A 17,214-nucleotide genomic window follows, 5' to 3' on the forward strand; every position below is an offset into this window, starting at 1 on the left:
CGCCCCGAACCCCCGGCAGGACCGGAACCTCCCCCGACGGTTTCGGTCCTGCCGGTCCCGGTCTCTCCCCCGCCGCTCACTCGTGCAGGCGCAGCAAGCCCTCCTGGACGACGGTGGCGACCAGTTTCCCGTCCTGGCTGAAGAACCGGCCGGTCGCCAGCCCCCGCCCGCCCGACGCGCTCGGCGACGCGCAGTCGTAGAGCACCCACTCGTCGGCCCGGAACGGGCGGTGGAACCACATCGCGTGGTCCAGGCTCGCGCCCATCACCTTGTCGGTGCCCCAGTAGACGCCGTGACGGGCCAGGACGGCGTCGAGCAGGGTCATGTCGGAGGCGTACGCGAGCACGCACACATGCAGCAGGGGGTCGTCGGCCAGGACGCCGTCCGCCCGCATCCAGACCTGGTTGCGGGCGTCCCTCGGCCCGGTCTCCCGCGACAGCCACGGCGGCTCCGACACGTACCGGATGTCGATGGGGCGGGGGCGGTCGATGATGTGCCCGAACTTCTCCCGAAGCTCCGGCGTCAGCAGCTCACCGTTGGTGGGCAGCGTCTCCGGGGCGGGGACGTCGGGCATCTCCTCCGCGTGCTCGATGCCCTCTTCGGCGAGCTGGAACGACGCCGACAGCGCGAAGATCGCCTTGCCGTGCTGGATCGCGACCACCCGCCGGGTCGTGAACGAGCGGCCGTCGCGGATGCGGTCGACCTGGTAGACGATCGGCACGCTCGGGTCGCCGGGGCGGATGAAGTACGCGTGCAGCGAGTGCACTCCGCGGTCGGCTGGCACCGTGCGCCCCGCGGCGACCAGGGCCTGACCGGCCACCTGGCCGCCGAACACCCGCACCGGCGAGTGCCGGGGGCTCACCCCGCGGTAGATGTCCTCCTCGACCTTCTCCAGGTCGAGCAGCGCCACCAGGCGGTCCAGGACCCGCTGCCCGTGCGGGACGCCGTCGGCGGTCCTGGGGGCGTCACTGGGCACGCCGGACTCGGCGGCGAGCCGGGCGGCTTCTGTCATCACGGGGTCCTTTCGCCGACACCGGCGCGAGTGACCCTAGGCGTGGTCCTCCTCGCCCAACCGGTGAACGCGGATGAGGTTAGTCGAGCCCACCGTCCCCGGCGGAGAGCCCGCGACGATGACCACGAGATCGCCGGGCTGGTAGCGGCCGATCGACAGCATGGAGATGTCGACCTGGCGGACCATGGCGTCGGTCGAGTCGACCTCCGGGACGAGGAAGGTCTCGGTGCCCCAGGTCAGCGCGAGCTGGCTGCGGACCTCCTGCTCTGGGGTGAACGCCAGCAGCGGCAGCCGGGTGTGCAGGCGGGCGAGGCGCTTGACGGTGTCGCCGGACTGGGTGAAGGCGACCAGGGCCTTGGCGTTGAGCCGCTCGCCGATGTCGCGGGCCGCATACGACAGCACGCCGCGCTTGGTGCGCGGGACGTGGGTCAGCGGCGGCACGGTGGGCGTCTCACTCTCCACGGCCTCGATGATCCGGCTCATGGTCTGCACGGTCTCGATGGCGTAGCGGCCGACGCTCGTCTCACCGGAGAGCATCAGCGCGTCCGCGCCGTCGAGGACCGCGTTGGCCACGTCGGAGGCCTCCGCGCGGGTCGGACGGGAGTTGTTGATCATCGAGTCGAGCATCTGGGTGGCCACGATGACCGGCTTGGCGTTCTCCCGGGCGATCTGGATCGCGCGCTTCTGCACCAGCGGGACCTGCTCAAGCGGAAGCTCGACGCCCAGGTCGCCGCGGGCGACCATGACCCCGTCGAAGGCCAGCACGATGGCTTCGAGGTTGTCGACCGCCTCGGGCTTCTCCAGCTTGGCGATCACCGGCAGGCGGCCCCGGCCGACCCGGTCCATCACCTGGTGCACCAGGTCGATGTCGGCGGGCGAGCGGACGAACGAGAGCGCGATGAAGTCCACGCCCAGGTGCAGCGCGAACTCCAGGTCCTCGATGTCCTTGTCCGACAGCGCGGGCACCGACACGTCCATGCCGGGCAGCGAGAGCCCCTTGTTGTTGCTGACCGGGCCGCCCTCGGTGACCTCGCAGACGACGTCCTGGCCCTCGACGGCCACGACCGTGAGGCCGACCTTGCCGTCGTCCACGAGCAGCCGGTCGCCCACCTTGGCGTCGTCGGCGAGGCCCTTGTAGGTGGTGGAGACGCGGTCGTGGGTGCCCGCGACGTCCTCGACGGTGATGCGCACGACGTCGCCGGTGCGCCACTCGACCGGGCCGCCCGCGAACGTGCCGAGCCGGATCTTCGGGCCCTGCAGGTCGGCGAGGATGCCCACCGCGCGGCCCGCGTCATCGCCCGCGGCACGCACCAGGTCGTAGACCTGCTTGTGGTCGCCGTGACTGCCGTGGCTGAAGTTCATCCTCGCCACGTCCATGCCCGCCGCCACCAGCTCGCGCACCCGCTCGGGGGTGGCGGTGGCGGGGCCCATCGTGCAAACGATCTTCGCTCGTCGGCTCACAGGACAACAGCATAGCCCGGGTGCTGTACCGATCCCGAACATCCGGCGAGAAAGTTCCGATTCGATTCAGATTGTTCTGCCAGCGGCAATCTGCCCGCTACCGCGCGACCTCGCTCACACCAACGTGGTCGCGGCTCCACTCGTTGAACACCCGAAGCTGCCGCCACGCGGTGCGGACCCGGGTGAGGCAGCCGCGCTCGTGCAGGGTGTCGTCCGGTTCCCAGACGCGCACGGCGTAGACCGAGCGGTACTGGAGCAAATCGATGCGCGGGTGGTCCTTGGGGTAGCCGCGCGGGGCCGTGCGCAGCCGGTCGCCCAGGATCTCCCAGCCGGAGCGCTCCAGCTTGGCCAGGATCGCGCGCAGCGCATCGCCGTGGATCTCCTCGGCGACCGCGGCCCGGAACCGGGCGAGCTGGTCGGCGGCCAGGTGGAAGCAGCCGCCGCCGACGCGCAGGCCAGCGGGGCCGACCTCGACGTAGTACGCGCCGCCGCCCCGGCCCGCCTCGATCACGCCGCCGCAGTGCGTCTTGTACGGGGTCTTGTCCTTGGCGAACCGCACGTCGCGGAACGGGCGGAACACCTTCGCCCGGCCGAACTCGGCCCCGAACTCCTTCTCCAGCTCGCCCAACAGCGCCTGCATGGGGGCGCGGACGTCGGTCTCGTAGGTCGCCTTGTTCGCGTCCCAGTACGCCTTGGAGTTGTCCGCGACCAAGCCGTCATAGAAGTCGATCGCGTACTCGCCGAACCCCTGGAAACCGGTCACACCCGCTCCCCCGCGGTGAGGTCGTGGCAGCGCAGCAGCCGGGCGGCGGCGTCCGCATCGATCTCGTACTTCACGTCGTCGATCTGGGTGATGGGCCGCACCGGGGTCAGCGCGTTGGTGGCGAACGCGGCGCGGAAGCCCGCGAGGTCGGCGGCGAGCACCGGGCGCGTCTCGTGCGCCATGCCGCCGCGGTTCAGGCCGCTCTGGATCAGGGCCATGCCGACCCCGGGCAGCGCGGGAGAGTTCGGCCAGACGACCTTGTCGCCGTCGAGGAAGCACACGTTCCAGGTGCAGCCCTCGGAGACCTGGCCGTCGGGGGCGACGAACAGCACGTCGTCGTAGCCTGCCTGGCGGGCGAGTCTGCGCTGGTAGAGCAGGCCGAACGTGCCGACGTGCTTCACCTGCGGCAGGTCGCGCTGGTACCCGGCGGTGCGCACGCGCAGCGGCGGCGGGACCTCCCCCGGCATCGGCTCGGCGGTCACCATGATCTCGGTGTCCAAGTCCGCCTCGGGCCGCCGTCGGTCGAAGGCGGGCGCATGGACTGTCACCTTGACCACGGCGGGCCCGGCCACGCCCGCGACCGCCGCGCGGATCGCCGCGCGCACCTGGCCCTCATCGATCCCGCGGCCGAAGACGATCCGCGAGTCCCGGTCGAGCCGTTCGAGGTGCCGGGCCAGGCCGCGCGCCCGGCCGTCTTCCACCCGCAGCGCGGTGAAGTGCCCGTAGCTCACCAGGGCGGGCCGAGGGTGGTTCGGCTGGAGATCATTCTGCGTGCTCATCGGCGGCAGTCTCGCATGGTCCGCCGACGCCGCGGCCCGCAGGCACGCGGCGTCGGCGGACCCTCATGCCGCCGCGGCGGTGTTGTAGAGGTTCTGGGCGTCGGCGCCGAAGTACGGCCCGAACATCCAGAACGGCAGGATGCTGATCTTGTAGCTGTTGACCGAGTTCTGCACGCCGAGCCCGGTCGCCTCGTCGAACGACTGGAACCACGGGCCGCCGCTGGACCCGCCGGTCATGTCGCAGGTCATGCCGACGCCGCTGCTGAGGAACGCGCTGAACGTGCGGCCGCTGCAGTAGATGAGCTTCGTGCCGTCGTACGGCGCGGCGGCGGGATAGCCGAAGGCGTACATGTTCTGCGCCTTCGGCTGGTTGAAGGCCACCCCCTGCCCGCCGACCACATCGGTGAGCAGCGCCCCGTTGAGCGGGCCGACCACCGCGGCCCCGATGTCGTAGTCGATGTCCTCGCCCGCATCCCACTGCGGCGTGGCGAACGTCGCCCGCGCCGCCCACTTCCCGTGGGGGGCGGCGCCGTTGTCGTAGGCGGGGACGAAGACCCAGTTGGCGTGGTAGGCGCCGTCGAGCTTCACGCAGTGCCCGGCGGTGAGCACCGTGCTCTTGTTGGCGCTGGTCACCGCGTCGCCGCTGCAGGAGGCGTCGCGCCCCTGGTAGGTGAAGAAGACCCGGCCCGCGGTCTTGACCACCGCGCCGCCCCCGGTCCACGCCGCCCCGCCGCTGGGATAGGCGGCCGGGGCGATCACCACTGGCGCGGCCGTGGCTGCCGATGACTGGACAGTCCTGACTTTCTTGGCGGACACGGCGATCCGGTCGAGCGGGACGGCCGCGCGCATCCGCTCGGGGGTCCAGTACGCGGCGGCGGAAACCGCCTCGGCCGAACCGCCGACGGCGTGCGCGGGCACGGTGAGGCCAAGGACGGATAACGCCGCGACGAGGGTGATCAGGGCGGCACGGTGCGGGGACATGGACTCCACCTCCGAGGATGTCGTGCGGGGAGATGGAGTTGATATTTGCTCACTTTTCGGCGGGAAGCGTCCGACGTACGGGTGAACTTGCCCAGGTCGAATGAGCACCGCGGCAGCGAAAGACGAGTAGGCGCGATCTCAGTGACCACCCGCGAAAGCGTAGGACAGCCGGGTTCATCCTGACCTGGTCAGCGAATCCCGACGACAGCAGCGGAATCGTCTTCGCGAACACCGGCGTCGGGTCGGGAGCGGCGCGGGTCAGCGCACCGCCAAGGGAAGCGCGGTCGGGTGGACCGGGGCGGGCAGGTCGGACGCGCCGGTGAGGTAGGCGTCGACGGCGTTGGCGACCGAGCGGCCCTCGGCGACGGCCCAGACGACCAGGGAGGCGCCGCGGTGGGCGTCGCCGCAGACGAAGACGCCGGGGGCGGTGGTCTGCCAGTCCTGGCCGCAGGAGAGGGTGCCGCGCCTGGTCAGGGTCAGCCCGAGGCAGTCGAGCAGGGGCATGTGCTCGACGCCCTCGAAGCCGATGGCCAGCAGGACCAGGTCCGCTGGCAGCACCTGGACCTCGTCGCCGACCGGGACGACCTCGCGGATGCCGGTCGCCGGGTCCTTGCGGACCTTGACCTCCCGCACCTGCACCGAGGTCACGTTCCCGTCCTCGTCGCCGACGAAGCGCTCCACGGCCACCGCGAACTTGCGCTCACCGCCCTCTTCGTGCGCCGGGTAGGTGCGCAGGATCCACGGCCAGACCGGCCACGGGGACCGGTCGTCGTCGCGGGTCTCGGGCGGGCGGGGGTACTGGTCGAGCTGGGTGACGCTGGCCGCGCCCTGGCGGGTGGCCGTGCCGTAGCAGTCCGCGCCGGTGTCGCCGCCGCCGATGACGACCACGTGCTTGCCCGCCGCGCTGAGCTGCGCCGGGCCGTCGCCCTCGCACTCCCGGTTGGCCGGGACCAGGTGCTCCATGGCGAGGTGGACCCCCCGCAGGCCGCGCCCGGGGACGTCCGGGGCGTCCCGGCCGCGCAGCGCGCCGACGGCAAGGACCACCGCGTCGTACTCCGCGCGCAGCGCCGCCACCGACAGGGAACCAGGGGCGCTGCCGCCGACCTCGCAGCCGGTGACGAACCTGGTTCCCTCGGCGCGCAACTGGGCCAGCCGCCGGTCGAGGACCTTCTTCTCCATCTTGAACTCGGGGATGCCGTAGCGCAGCAGGCCGCCGAGCCGGTCGTCACGCTCGTAGACGGTGACCTCGTGGCCCGCGCGGGTGAGCTGCTGGGCCGCGGCCAGCCCGGCCGGGCCGGAGCCGACGACGGCCACCTTGCGCCCGGTGGACACCGCGGACGGCACCGGCCCGACGTGCCCGCGCTCCCAGGACACGTCGGCGATGGTGTTCTCCACCCGCTTGATCGCGACCGCGCCGCCGGACTCCGGCGCGATCGCCAGCACGCAGGCCGCCTCGCACGGGGCCGGGCACAGCCTGCCGGTGAACTCGGGGAAGTTGTTCGTCGCGTGCAGCCGGTCGCTGGCCGCCGCCCAGTCGCCGCGGCGGACCAGGTCGTTCCACTCCGGGATGAGGTTGCCCAGCGGGCAGCCCGCCGAGCCGGAGTGGCAGAACGGGATGCCGCAGTCCATGCAGCGGGTGGCCTGCTCGCGCACCTGCGACTCGCGCTGGTCGGGCGTGAGGTCCGCGTAGACCTCGCGCCAGTCGCCGAGCCGGTCGTCGACCGGGCGCTTGGGCGCGTCGGCGCGCTGGACCTTGAGGAAGCCATTCGGGTCAGCCACGGGACACCTCCGAACCGGCGGCCTTCCCGACAGGTCGGGGACGGCGCCGGGTGGGGACAAGGGGGTGGGGGGCGGGAGCAGTCGCACAGCGGTCAGCCACGGGACGCCTCCATGATCGCCTCGTCCACGTCGCGGCCTTCGGCCCGGGCGAGCCGCATCGCCGCCAGCACCCGCTGGTAGTCGCGCGGCATGACCTTGGTGAACGCCGCCGAGCGGCGGGGCCAGTCGCCCAGCAGCGACGCGGCCACCGCCGAGCCGGTGAGGTCGTGGTGCCTGCGCACGGTTTCCCGCAGCCAGCGCAGGTCGTCGTGCCCCGGGGGCTGCAACTCGACCATCTCGGTGTTGACCCGCCGCGGATCGAGGTCGAGCACGTAGGCGATGCCGCCGGACATGCCCGCGGCCAGGTTGCGGCCGGTCGCGCCGAGGACGATCGCGCGCCCGCCGGTCATGTACTCGAACGCGTGGTCGCCCACGCCCTCGGCGACGATGACCGCGCCGGAGTTGCGCACCCCGAACCGCTCCCCCACACGGCCGCGCAGGAAGACCTCGCCCGCGGTCGCGCCGTAGGCGATGACGTTGCCCGCGATCACCTGCCGCTCCGCGGCGAAGACCGCGTCCGGGTGCGGGCGGACCACGATCCGGCCGCCGGACAGGCCCTTGCCGACGTAGTCGTTGGCGTCGCCCACCAGGTCCAGGGTGACGCCGCGCGGCAGGAACGCGCCCAGCGACTGGCCCGCCGAGCCGGTGAGCCGGATCTGGATGGTGTCCTCGGGCAGCCCGTCGCCGCCGAAGCGGCGGGTGACCTCGGAGCCGAGCAGGGTGCCGACGGTCCGGTTGACGTTGCGCACCGGCAGTTCCATCCGCACCGGGTGCGCGTCCTCCAGCGCCGCCTCGGCAAGCTGCACGAGAGTGCGGTCCAGCGCGTGCGCGAGGCCGTGGTCCTGCGCGCGGACCCGGCGGCGGGCGGTGCCGTAGCGGGTCTCCGGGACGGCGAACACCGGGGTGAGGTCGAGCCCCTGGGCCTTCCAGTGCTCGACGGCGCGGTCGACGTCGAGCAGCTCGGCGTGCCCGATCGCGTCGTCCAGGGTGCGGAATCCCAGTGCGGCAAGGTGTTCGCGCACTTCCTGCGCCACGAACCGGAAGTAGTTGACGATGTGCTCGGCTTGGCCGGTGTATCGCTTGCGCAGCAGCGGATTCTGCGTCGCGACGCCCACCGGGCAGGTGTCCAGGTGGCACACGCGCATCATCACGCAGCCCGCGACGATCAGCGGCGCGGTCGCGAAGCCGTACTCCTCAGCGCCGAGCAGCGCCGCGACGATCACGTCCCGCCCGGTCTTGAGCCCGCCGTCGACCTGCACCGTGATGCGGTCGCGCAAACCGTTGAGCAGCAAGGTCTGCTGGGTCTCGGCGAGGCCGATCTCCCACGGCGTGCCCGCGTGCTTGAGCGAGTTCAGCGGCGACGCGCCGGTGCCGCCGTCGTGCCCGGAGATCAGCACGACGTCCGCGTGCGCCTTGGACACGCCCGCCGCGACCGTGCCCACGCCCGTCTCGCTGACCAGCTTCACGTGGACGCGGGCGTTCTCGTTGGCGTTCTTGAGATCGTGGATGAGCTGGGCGAGGTCTTCGATCGAGTAGATGTCGTGGTGCGGCGGCGGTGAGATCAGCCCGACGCCCGCGGTGGAGTGCCGGGTGCGGGCGATCCACGGGTAGACCTTGTTCGGCGGCAACTGCCCGCCCTCGCCGGGTTTCGCGCCCTGCGCCATCTTGATCTGGATGTCGTCGGCGTTCACCAGGTACTCGCTGGTGACCCCGAACCGTCCACTCGCGACCTGCTTGATCGCCGACCGCCGCCGGGCGTCGTAGAGGCGCCCCGGGTCCTCGCCGCCCTCGCCGGTGTTGGACCGGCCGCCGATCATGTTCATCGCGATCGCCAGCGTCTCGTGCGCCTCGGCCGAGATCGAGCCGTAGGACATGGCGCCGGTGTTGAACCGGGTCAGGATCGCCTCGACCGGCTCGACCTCGTCGATCGGGACCGGCGGCCTGCCCGCGGTCTTGAACGCGAACAGGCCGCGCAGCGCGCCGCCCGCCCGGTTGAGCCGCTCCACCTCGGCGGTGTACTCCCGGTACACCGCCTCGCGGCCGGTGCGGGTGGCGTGCTGGAGCAGGAACACGGTCTCCGGGCTGAACAGGTGCAGTTCGCCCTCGCGCCGGTAAGCGTACTCGCCGCCGACGTCGAGGCCGCGGTGGACGCGGTCGGTCGGGTTGTCCGGATGCGCGCGGCGGTGCCGGGCGGCCGCCTCCGCGGCGAGCACGTCGATGCCGACGCCGCCGAGCTTGGACGTCGTGCCGGTGAAGTACTCGTCCAGCAGGTCGTTCGCCAGGCCGAAGGACTCGAAGACCTGCGCGGCGGTGTAGGCGCCGACGGTCGAGATGCCCATCTTGGACATGATCTTGAGCACGCCCTTGACCAGCGCGCGCACGTAGTTGCGCACCGCGGCGCGCGGCTCGACGCCGGTGATCGCGCCGCTGGCGATCATGTCCTCGATGGTCTCGAACGCCAGGTACGGGTTCACCGCCGCCGCGCCGTAGCCCAGCAGCAGCGCCACGTGGTGCACCTCGCGGGCGTCGCCGCTCTCCACGACCAGCGCGACCCGCAGCCGCTCCTTGGTGCGCACCAGGTGGTGGTGCACGGCCGAGACCAGCAGCAGCGACGGGATCGGCGCCATCCGGTGGTCCGAATCGCGGTCGGACAGCACCAGCGTGCGCGCCCCGGCGGCGATCGCCTCGGACGCCTCCCGGCGCACCCGCTCCACCGCGGCGGCGAGCGCCGCGCCGCCGCCGTCCGCTTCGTACAGTCCGGAAAGGACAGTGCAGGCGAAGCCGGGCAGGTCCCCGTCGTCGTTGACGTGGATGAGCTTGGCGAGCTCGTCGTTGTCGATCACCGGGTACGGCAGCTGGATGTGCCGACAGGACGCCGGTCCCGGCTCGAGCAGGTTCTGCTCCGGGCCCATGATCCGCTGCACCGAGGTGACGATCTCCTCGCGGATCGCGTCCAGCGGCGGGTTCGTGACCTGGGCGAAGTTCTGCTTGAAGTAGTCGTAGAGCAGCCGCGAGCGCTGCGAGAGCGCCGCGGGCGGGGTGTCGGTGCCCATCGACCCGATCGGCTCGGCCCCGGAGACGGCCATCGGGGTGAGCAGGACCTTGAGCTCCTCCTCGGTGTAGCCGAAGGTGAGTTGGCGGCGCAGCACCGACTCGTGGGTCTGCACCACGTGCTCGCGGTCGGGCAGGTCGGCGATCTTGAGCAGCCCGGCGTGCAGCCACTCCTCATACGGCAGCGCCGCGGCGAGGGCGGCCTTGACCTCGCGGTCGTCCACGATCCGGCCTGCCGCGGTGTCCACAAGGAACATCCGGCCCGGCTGCAACCGGCCCTTGGCCACGACCTGGTCCGGCGGCACGTCCAGCACGCCGGTCTCGCTGGCCAGCACCACCCGGTCGTCGGCCAGCCGCCACCAGCGGGCCGGGCGCAGGCCGTTGCGGTCGAGCACCGCGCCGACCAGGGAACCGTCGGTGAAACTCACGCACGCCGGGCCGTCCCATGGCTCCATCAGGCTCGCGTGGAACTGGTAGAACGCGCGCAGTCCGCGGTCCATGGTGACCGTGGTCTGGCTGTCGTCACCGACGGGAGTGTTCTCCCACGCCTCCGGGATCATCATCAGCACCGCGTGCGGCAGCGACCGGCCACCGAGGTGCAGCAGCTCCAGCACCTCGTCGAAGGACGCGGAGTCCGAGCCCTCCGGGTCCACGATCGGGAACAGCCTGGCCAGGTCGCCGGGCAGCAGCGCGGACTCCAGCAGCGCCTCACGGGCGCGCATCCGGTTGCGGTTGCCGCGCACGGTGTTGATCTCGCCGTTGTGCGCGACGTAGCGGAACGGGTGGGCCAGCGGCCAGGACGGGAACGTGTTCGTGGAGAACCGCGAGTGCACCAGCGCGATGGCGCTCACCAGCCGAGGGTCGCGCAGGTCCGGGAAGAACGCCGGAACCTGAGCGGTGGTCAGCATTCCCTTGTAGACCATCGTCCGGGAGGACAGCGACGGGAAGTAGGTGCCGCAGTCGGCGACGGCGCTGTCGCGCTCGACCCGTTTGCGCAGGCAGAACGCGAGCCGGTCGAGCGCGATCCCGGTGGGCCGCCCGCCGTGCGCGTCCGGCTCGGCCGCGACGAACGGCATGGCGAAGTGCGGCATGACCGAGCGCGCGGTGGGGCCGATGTCGGCACCGTCCACATCGACCGGCACCTCGCGCCAGCCCAGCACCCGCAGGCCCTCCTCCTCGGCGATCCGCTCGACGAGGTTGACGGCCTTCTCCCGGTCGGCCGGGTGGGCGGGCAGGAACGCCAGTCCGGTCGCGTAGGCGTGCGCGCCCTCGGAATCCGGTTCAGGCAGCGGGAAATCGACCTCGTCGCGCAGCAGCGCGTCGGGCAGCTGCACGAGGATGCCCGCGCCGTCGCCGCTGGTCGGCTCGGCCCCCGCTGCGCCCCGGTGCTCCAGGTTGGCCAGCGCGGTGAGCGCGTCGGTGACGATCGCGTGCGAGCGGCGGCCCCGGATGTCGGCGACCATGGCGACCCCGCACGCGTCGCGCTCCGCGGCCGGGTCGTAGAGCCCCTGGGGGCGTGGCAGGGCGGAAAAGATCATGAGCGGGGGCCTCCTGTCTGCGATCTCGCGCTCAGGTCGGTCGTTGCTGGTGGGCAAACCGGCTGCTAAGCGCGGGACGGCAGCGGCCCGCGGATGTTCCGAGCTTAACAGTCCTGAAACGAGCAAGACACCGTTGTCGGCCCGGGGGTACACCTGCGGGCTTGCCGCTGGGGGGACTGAGGTAGCGCGGCGTGACACGCCCGAAGACGCGCCTTGGAGATCATTCCTGGCTCCTCAGCATATCGGAAATATCTACCTACCCACAGGTAAGCGCGCGGCGGCGGTGCTAGCGTCACTGCGCCGGGCCCGCCCCGGCGACACACGACGGCAGCGAAGTCCGGTGCGAACCCGGCGCTGTCCCGCAACTGTGGTGGTCCCGCGCGGGACCCGAGCCAGGTCGCCTGCCGCCGGTGTCGACGCCATCCGCCCCCGGCGCAGGGGCGGCGCGTCCCGGGCGAACCGGGCCCGCCGCCGCGCGCGAGCCACGACCCGAGGTCCACGATGACACAGTCGGCCGTCCGACGCTTGGTCGCCGCGACACTGCTGATTGGCGCGCTCACCGGGTGCGCCACCCGCGAACAACCCGCCGAGACCGCGCCACCACCGGCGAGCGCGAGCTTCCCGGTCACGCTCACCGCGCCCGGCGGGGCCAAGGTGACCCTGGCCAAGCGGCCCGAGAAGATCGTCTCACTGTCCTCCAGCGCCACCGAGGGGCTTTTCGCGGTCGGCGCGGGCAAGCAGGTGGTCGCGGTGGACGACCAGTCGACCTTTCCCGCCGAGGCCCCCCGCACCGCGTTGTCGGGACTAACCGTGAACGTCGAGGCCCTGGGCGCCCACTCCCCCGACCTGGTCGTCGCCGCGGGCGACGCGGGCGACCTGGTGGCAGGCCTGGGCAGGCTGTCCGTCCCGGTGCTGATCCTGCCATCGGCCCGGTCGCTCGACGACGTCTACGGTCAGCTGGACCTGCTCGGCAAGGCGACCGGCCACCCGGCCGAGGCCGCCGACCTGGTGACGCGGATGCGCGCGGACATCGACAAGATCGTCCGGGACACGCCCAAGAAACCGCTGTCGTACTACCACGAACTGGACACCGAGCTGTACTCGGTGACGTCGAAGACCTTCATCGGCAGTGTGTACGGCCTGTTCGGACTGACCAATGTGGCCGACGCGGCCGACGTCGACGCGGGCGGCTACCCGAAGCTGTCCACCGAGTACGTGATCAAGGCGAACCCCGCGCTGGTGTTCCTCGCCGACACCAAGTGCTGCGCGCAGACCCCGCAGACCGTGGCCGCGCGGCCAGGGTGGGACACCGTCGACGCGGTGCGCCGCGGCAACGTGGTCGTCCTGGACGACGACATCGCCTCCCGCTGGGGCCCACGGGTGGTCGACCTGGTCCGCGCGGTCGCCGACGCGGTCACGAAGGCAGGCTGAGCCGCGGTGGACACGCGGCGGACCCGGCTCGTGCCGGCGGCGGGGAGTGCTGGCCCTGCTTGGCAGTCACGGTGCCTGCCCACATGAGGAAAGGCTAAACCGCGGTGGACACCCGACGAACCCGGCTGACCCCGCTAGTGCTGGCGGCCGGAGTGCTGGCCCTGCTGGCGGCGGTCACGGTGTCGACCCTGCTGGGCGCGGCCGAGCTGGGCTGGACGCGGGTCGCGCGGGAGATCGTCGCTCAGGTCACCGGTGGGGTGTCGCCGCTGAGCGAGCGGGAGGCCGCGATCGTCTGGCAGGTTCGCCTGCCCCGGGTGCTGCTGGCCGGGCTGGTCGGCGCGGCGCTCGCGGTGTCCGGCGCGGCGTTCCAGGGCGTGTTCCGCAACCCGCTCGCCGACCCGTACCTGCTCGGCGCCGCGGCGGGCGCGGGCATGGCGGCCACCATCGTGGTGGTCGCCGCGCCCGCGGCGGCGGACTGGGTGATCGGGCCGCTGCCGCTGGCTGCGTTCGCTGGCGCGCTCGGCGGGGTGGGGCTGACCTGGCTGCTGGGCCGCTCGGCGGGCGGCGGGACGGCGGTGCTGCTGCTGTCGGGGGTCGCGGTCGCGGCGTTCCTCACCGCGATCCAGACCTTCGCGCAGCAACTCAACACCGACACGATCAAACAGGTCTACACCTGGATGCTGGGCGGGCTGAACACCAGCGGCTGGCACGAGGTGCTGCTGACCCTGCCCTACATCGCGGTGGCCGCGGTCGTGCTGTGCCTGTCCGCGCGCCTGCTCGACGTCCTCGCCGTCGGCGACGACGAGGCGGCGTCGCTGGGCGTGCGGCCTGGGCGGGTGCGGCTTTACGTGCTGCTGGCCGCGTCCCTGGCCACCGCGGCGGCGGTAGCGGTGAGCGGGCTGATCGGGTTCGTCGGGATCGTGGTCCCGCACGTCGTGCGGCTGCTCGCCGGGGCCAGCTACCGGGTGGTGGTGCCGCTGTCCCTGCTGGGCGGGGCGGTGTTCCTGATCGTGGCCGACCAACTCGCCCGCACCGTGGTCGCACCAGCCGAACTACCCATCGGCGTGATCACCGCGTTCACCGGGGCGCCGTTCTTCGTGCTGGTCCTGCGCACCAACCGGGACCGGGTCCGATGAACGGGCCCGCCAGCGATTCCCAGTGCACAGGCCCGCACGGCCACCGAACGGGTGAGGTGGTCTGGTGAGCGGCCTGGTCCTGCGCGCGGTCGCCGCTGGGTACAGCGGACGGACCGCGGTGTCGTCGGTGTCGTTCGATATGCCCGCGGGCAGTTGGCTCGCGGTCATCGGCCCCAACGGGGCGGGCAAGTCGACGCTGCTCAAGGCCATCGCGGGCCTGGTCCCCAGCACCGGCGAGATCCGGTTGGACGGGGTGGCCACCGCGGCGCTGCCCGCGCGGGCCCGCGCCCGCGCCATCGGATACGCCCCGCAGACCCCGCTGATCCCGGACGGCCTGACCGTCACCGACTACGTCCTGCTCGGCCGCACCCCGCACCTGGGCGCCCTGGCCCGCGAGGGCGCACGCGACCTGGCCATCGTGGCGCAGGTCCTGGCCCGCCTCGACCTCGACGCGCTGGCGGGCCGCGCCCTGCGCACCCTGTCCGGCGGCGAACGCCAGCGGGCGGTGCTGGCCAGGGTGCTGGCCCAACAGGCGGGATTGCTGCTCCTGGACGAGCCCACCACCGGCCTGGACATCGGCCACGCCCAGGCACTGCTGGAACTGGTCGACCGCCTCCGCGCCGAGGACGGCGCGACCGTCGTCACCACCCTGCACGACCTGACCCTGGCCGCCCAGTACGCCGACCGCCTCCTCCTGCTCGACAACGGCGCACCAGTCGCGGTCGGCACCCCAGAACAGGTGCTGCGGCAGGAGATCGTGGCCAGGCACTACGCCGCCGAGGTGGAAGTCCTGACGACCGCCCGGGGCCACCGGGTGGTCGTCCCCACTCGCCCCGCTTCCTGACGCGCGCCCGGGTCAGGCGCGGGTGTTGCGGTAGAGGCGGACGAGGTTGCGCAAGGCCATGGTGACCGTCATCGGGCCGACCCGTGGGGCGAAGGCGCCCGCGGTGTCGGTGATGTTCTCGGCGAAGTTGCGCAAGGTGGAGAAGTTGACGCAGATCGCGCCCGGCTTGATCTCGTCGGGACGCACGAGCGGGAAGTCGCGGGACGGGACGCCGGTGACGACTATGTCGGCTTCGGCGAGGGCGGTGGCGCGGTCGACGTCGACATCGTGGACGTCGCGCGAGTCGGGGAGGAAAAGCTGGGGGCCGTCGGCGTCGAACGAGGTGACGGTGGCGCCGTCGTTGGCCATCATGGCGGCCAGCGGTTTGCCCACGATCTCGCTGCGGTTGAACACGCACGCGCGCAGGCCGGACAGCGGGGCGGCTGCGTTCGGCGCGGTGATCCCGCTGTCCTCGACCAGCTTCAGGATCGCCAGCGGGGTGCACGGCAGCAGTGCCCGCTTGGTGCGCTCGGCGTCGATGAAGCGGCGGTTCTCGTAGAGGCAGCGGCTCCAGAACGAGTGCAGGCCCTCGACGTCCTTGCGCGGGTCGACCAGTTCGCGCAGCCAGCGGTCCCGCTCGGGTCCGTTGACCGGGTAGTAGACGAACAGGCCGTGCACCCGGTCGTCGTTGCCCGCGTCGCGGACGGCGCGTTCCACGTCGGCCGGGGCCAGGACCCGCAGGTCGAAGGCGATGCCGACCGACTCGCAGCCGCGGCGGGTGTAGTCGGCGTAGGTCTTGGAGGGGCCGTGGTCGTCGACCAGGAACCCGGCCAGGGTGAGGGGCTCGGGGATCTGGGCGACGTCGGCGCGGATCTCGGCGCGGAACGCCTCGGCGAGGGCGGCGGGGTCGAGGATGCGAGCGGTCACGGCAGCGGGCTACCCGTTCAGTCCGCGTCCTTGTTCCCCGACGCCACGGACTCGGCGGGCTGTCCGGAGACCGGGGCTTGGTTCGGGTCGGAAGCCTTGGCGGCCGAGTCCCCAGACTGATTCGGCTTGGCGGGTGCGGCGCCCTTGGCCGACCCCGCGGCCTGATCCGAGCCTGCGGCCGCGGTGCCGCCAGCCGAGCCCGCAGTCTGATCCGCGCCGGACGCGCCTGCCGAAGCCGGCTCGGCGGACCCGGTCACCTGGGCAGAGTCCTCGGTCTGGTCCGCGTCGGCCGACGCGGCCGTGCCAGCCGGGGCCGACCCGGCCACCTCGGCCTTGCTCTCCTTGGCCGAGCCCTCGGCCTGCTCCGGGTCCCCTGCGGCAGTGCTCTCAGCCGCATCGCCTGCCCCCGGCTCGTCCGTGTCCGCGCCGGAGTCGGTGCCCTTGGCGGAGTCCGCGGATTCGTCGCCGGGGTCCTGATCGATCGGGCCTGCCGGGGCGACGGCGGGCGCCGAGAGGTCTTCGCGCCCACCGCGCTTGGCGGCCAGGACGTAGTAGGCGATGGCGCCGAGGAACAGCGCGATCGAGGTCCACACGTTGATGCGCAGGCCCAGGACCATGGTGGCCGGGTCGGTGCGCATCATCTCGATCACGCCGCGGCCCAGGGTGTAGCCGGCGACGTAGAGGGCGAACACCCGCCCGTGGCCCAACCGGAGCTTCCGGTCGGCGAGGACGATGAGCGCGGCGACGACGAGGTTCCAGACCAGCTCGTACAGGAACGTCGGGTGGACCGGGCTGTTGTCGATCAGCGTGTGGTCGATCGCGACACCGTTGAGCGGGTCGTCCAAGCCGGTGGTCTCGTTGATCCGCCGGTAGATCTCCAGACCCCACGGCAGGTCGGTCGGGCCGCCGTACAGCTCCTGGTTGAAGTAGTTCCCGACCCGCCCGATGGCCTGCGCGACGACGATGCCCGGCGCGACCGCGTCGGCGAACACCGGCAGCGGCACCCCCTTGCGCCTGCACCCGATCCACGCGCCCACCGCGCCCAGGGCGATCGCGCCCCAGATGCCGAGCCCGCCGTCCCAGATGCGCAGGGCGTTGAGCGGGTCCTTGCCCTCACCGAAGTACCGGTAGTAGTCCGTGGCGACGTGGTAGAGCCTGCCGCCGACCAGCCCGAACGGCACCGCGTAGACAGCCACGTCGATGACGGTCCCCGCCGCGCCACCCCGCGCGACGAGCCGCCGCTCGCCCCACCAGATGGCCACGACGATCCCCGCGATGATGCACAGCGCGTACGCCCGCAGCGGGAGGGTGATGAACCCCAGGTCCAGCTCCCACACACCACGGTCGGGGCTCGGGATGCTCGCCAGGATCAGGTTGGAGGCGCTCGTCACGGGGCCAACCGTAACGGGACCGCGTGTCGCGCCGGTGAAGAGG

The 17,214-nt window shown here is 72.3% G+C and carries 11 protein-coding genes and 1 pseudogene; 3 read left to right on the forward strand and 9 right to left on the reverse strand.

Annotated features, from left to right (window positions below):
- Window positions 1-76: 76 nt before the first annotated feature.
- The 7 genes from tesB to gltB all read right to left on the reverse strand — a co-directional run bounded on the left by tesB (window position 77) and on the right by gltB (window position 11,463).
- The gene (gene tesB / locus BLS56_RS03895) at window positions 77-1,012 is read right to left on the reverse strand and encodes an acyl-CoA thioesterase II (protein ID WP_091448182.1); all 936 of its coding nucleotides are present in this window, start codon (window positions 1,010-1,012) and stop codon (window positions 77-79) included.
- Between the two features lie 36 nt (window positions 1,013-1,048).
- The gene (gene pyk / locus BLS56_RS03900) at window positions 1,049-2,473 is read right to left on the reverse strand and encodes a pyruvate kinase (RefSeq protein WP_091448184.1); all 1,425 of its coding nucleotides are present in this window, start codon (window positions 2,471-2,473) and stop codon (window positions 1,049-1,051) included.
- Window positions 2,474-2,570: 97 nt separating this feature from the next.
- Window positions 2,571-3,236, reverse strand: a complete 666-nt coding sequence (locus BLS56_RS03905) for a DUF2461 domain-containing protein (RefSeq protein ID WP_091448185.1) — start codon at window positions 3,234-3,236, stop codon at window positions 2,571-2,573.
- A complete protein-coding gene (locus BLS56_RS03910; protein ID WP_091448187.1) occupies window positions 3,233-4,015 on the reverse strand; it encodes an aminotransferase class IV in 783 nt (260 codons plus the stop codon). Before BLS56_RS03910 ends, BLS56_RS03905 begins: the two co-directional genes overlap by 4 nt.
- Before the next feature lie 63 nt (window positions 4,016-4,078).
- On the reverse strand, window positions 4,079-4,996 hold the full coding sequence (locus BLS56_RS03915; RefSeq protein ID WP_175482648.1) for a trypsin-like serine peptidase: 918 nt from the start codon (window positions 4,994-4,996) through the stop codon (window positions 4,079-4,081).
- A gap of 258 nt (window positions 4,997-5,254) precedes the next feature.
- On the reverse strand, window positions 5,255-6,775 hold the full coding sequence (locus tag BLS56_RS03920) for a glutamate synthase subunit beta (protein ID WP_091448188.1): 1,521 nt from the start codon (window positions 6,773-6,775) through the stop codon (window positions 5,255-5,257).
- A 92-nt stretch (window positions 6,776-6,867) separates the two neighbouring features.
- A complete protein-coding gene (gene gltB, locus BLS56_RS03925) occupies window positions 6,868-11,463 on the reverse strand; it encodes a glutamate synthase large subunit (RefSeq protein ID WP_091448189.1) in 4,596 nt (1,531 codons plus the stop codon).
- Between the two features lie 501 nt (window positions 11,464-11,964).
- Between gltB and BLS56_RS03930 the strand changes: the two genes are divergently transcribed.
- The 3 genes from BLS56_RS03930 to BLS56_RS03940 all read left to right on the forward strand — a co-directional run bounded on the left by BLS56_RS03930 (window position 11,965) and on the right by BLS56_RS03940 (window position 14,874).
- On the forward strand, window positions 11,965-12,894 hold the full coding sequence (locus tag BLS56_RS03930; protein WP_091448191.1) for an ABC transporter substrate-binding protein: 930 nt from the start codon (window positions 11,965-11,967) through the stop codon (window positions 12,892-12,894).
- Window positions 12,895-12,998: 104 nt separating this feature from the next.
- Window positions 12,999-14,030, forward strand: a complete 1,032-nt coding sequence (locus BLS56_RS03935; RefSeq protein ID WP_091448192.1) for a FecCD family ABC transporter permease — start codon at window positions 12,999-13,001, stop codon at window positions 14,028-14,030.
- 64 nt (window positions 14,031-14,094) lie between these two features.
- Window positions 14,095-14,874 (forward strand): ABC transporter ATP-binding protein, encoded by a 780-nt coding sequence (locus tag BLS56_RS03940; protein WP_091448194.1) that lies wholly within the window; start codon window positions 14,095-14,097, stop codon window positions 14,872-14,874.
- Window positions 14,875-14,886: 12 nt separating this feature from the next.
- Here BLS56_RS03940 and BLS56_RS03945 read toward each other — a convergent pair whose 3' ends face one another.
- Window positions 14,887-15,780, reverse strand: coding sequence for a bifunctional methylenetetrahydrofolate dehydrogenase/methenyltetrahydrofolate cyclohydrolase (locus BLS56_RS03945; RefSeq protein ID WP_091448196.1), 894 nt, complete (start codon window positions 15,778-15,780; stop codon window positions 14,887-14,889).
- Between the two features lie 518 nt (window positions 15,781-16,298).
- A pseudogene (gene lgt, locus BLS56_RS32060) lies at window positions 16,299-17,171 on the reverse strand (prolipoprotein diacylglyceryl transferase); the annotation flags it as partial.
- Between the last annotated feature and the right edge of the window lie 43 nt (window positions 17,172-17,214).

It is taken from the genome of Actinokineospora iranica (assembly GCF_900101685.1).
In the GTDB taxonomy this organism is placed as follows: domain Bacteria; phylum Actinomycetota; class Actinomycetes; order Mycobacteriales; family Pseudonocardiaceae; genus Actinokineospora; species Actinokineospora iranica.

What these genes read in the sequence shown, in the direction of transcription:
- gltB (WP_091448189.1), bottom strand. Translation starts at nt 11,463, where the DNA reads ATGATCTTTTCCGCCCTGCCACGCCCCCAGGGGCTCTACGACCCGGCC.
- BLS56_RS03915 (WP_175482648.1), bottom strand. Translation starts at nt 4,996, where the DNA reads ATGTCCCCGCACCGTGCCGCCCTGATCACCCTCGTCGCGGCGTTATCC.
- BLS56_RS03910 (WP_091448187.1), bottom strand. Translation starts at nt 4,015, where the DNA reads ATGAGCACGCAGAATGATCTCCAGCCGAACCACCCTCGGCCCGCCCTG.
- BLS56_RS03930 (WP_091448191.1), top strand. Translation starts at nt 11,965, where the DNA reads ATGACACAGTCGGCCGTCCGACGCTTGGTCGCCGCGACACTGCTGATT.
- tesB (WP_091448182.1), bottom strand. Translation starts at nt 1,012, where the DNA reads ATGACAGAAGCCGCCCGGCTCGCCGCCGAGTCCGGCGTGCCCAGTGAC.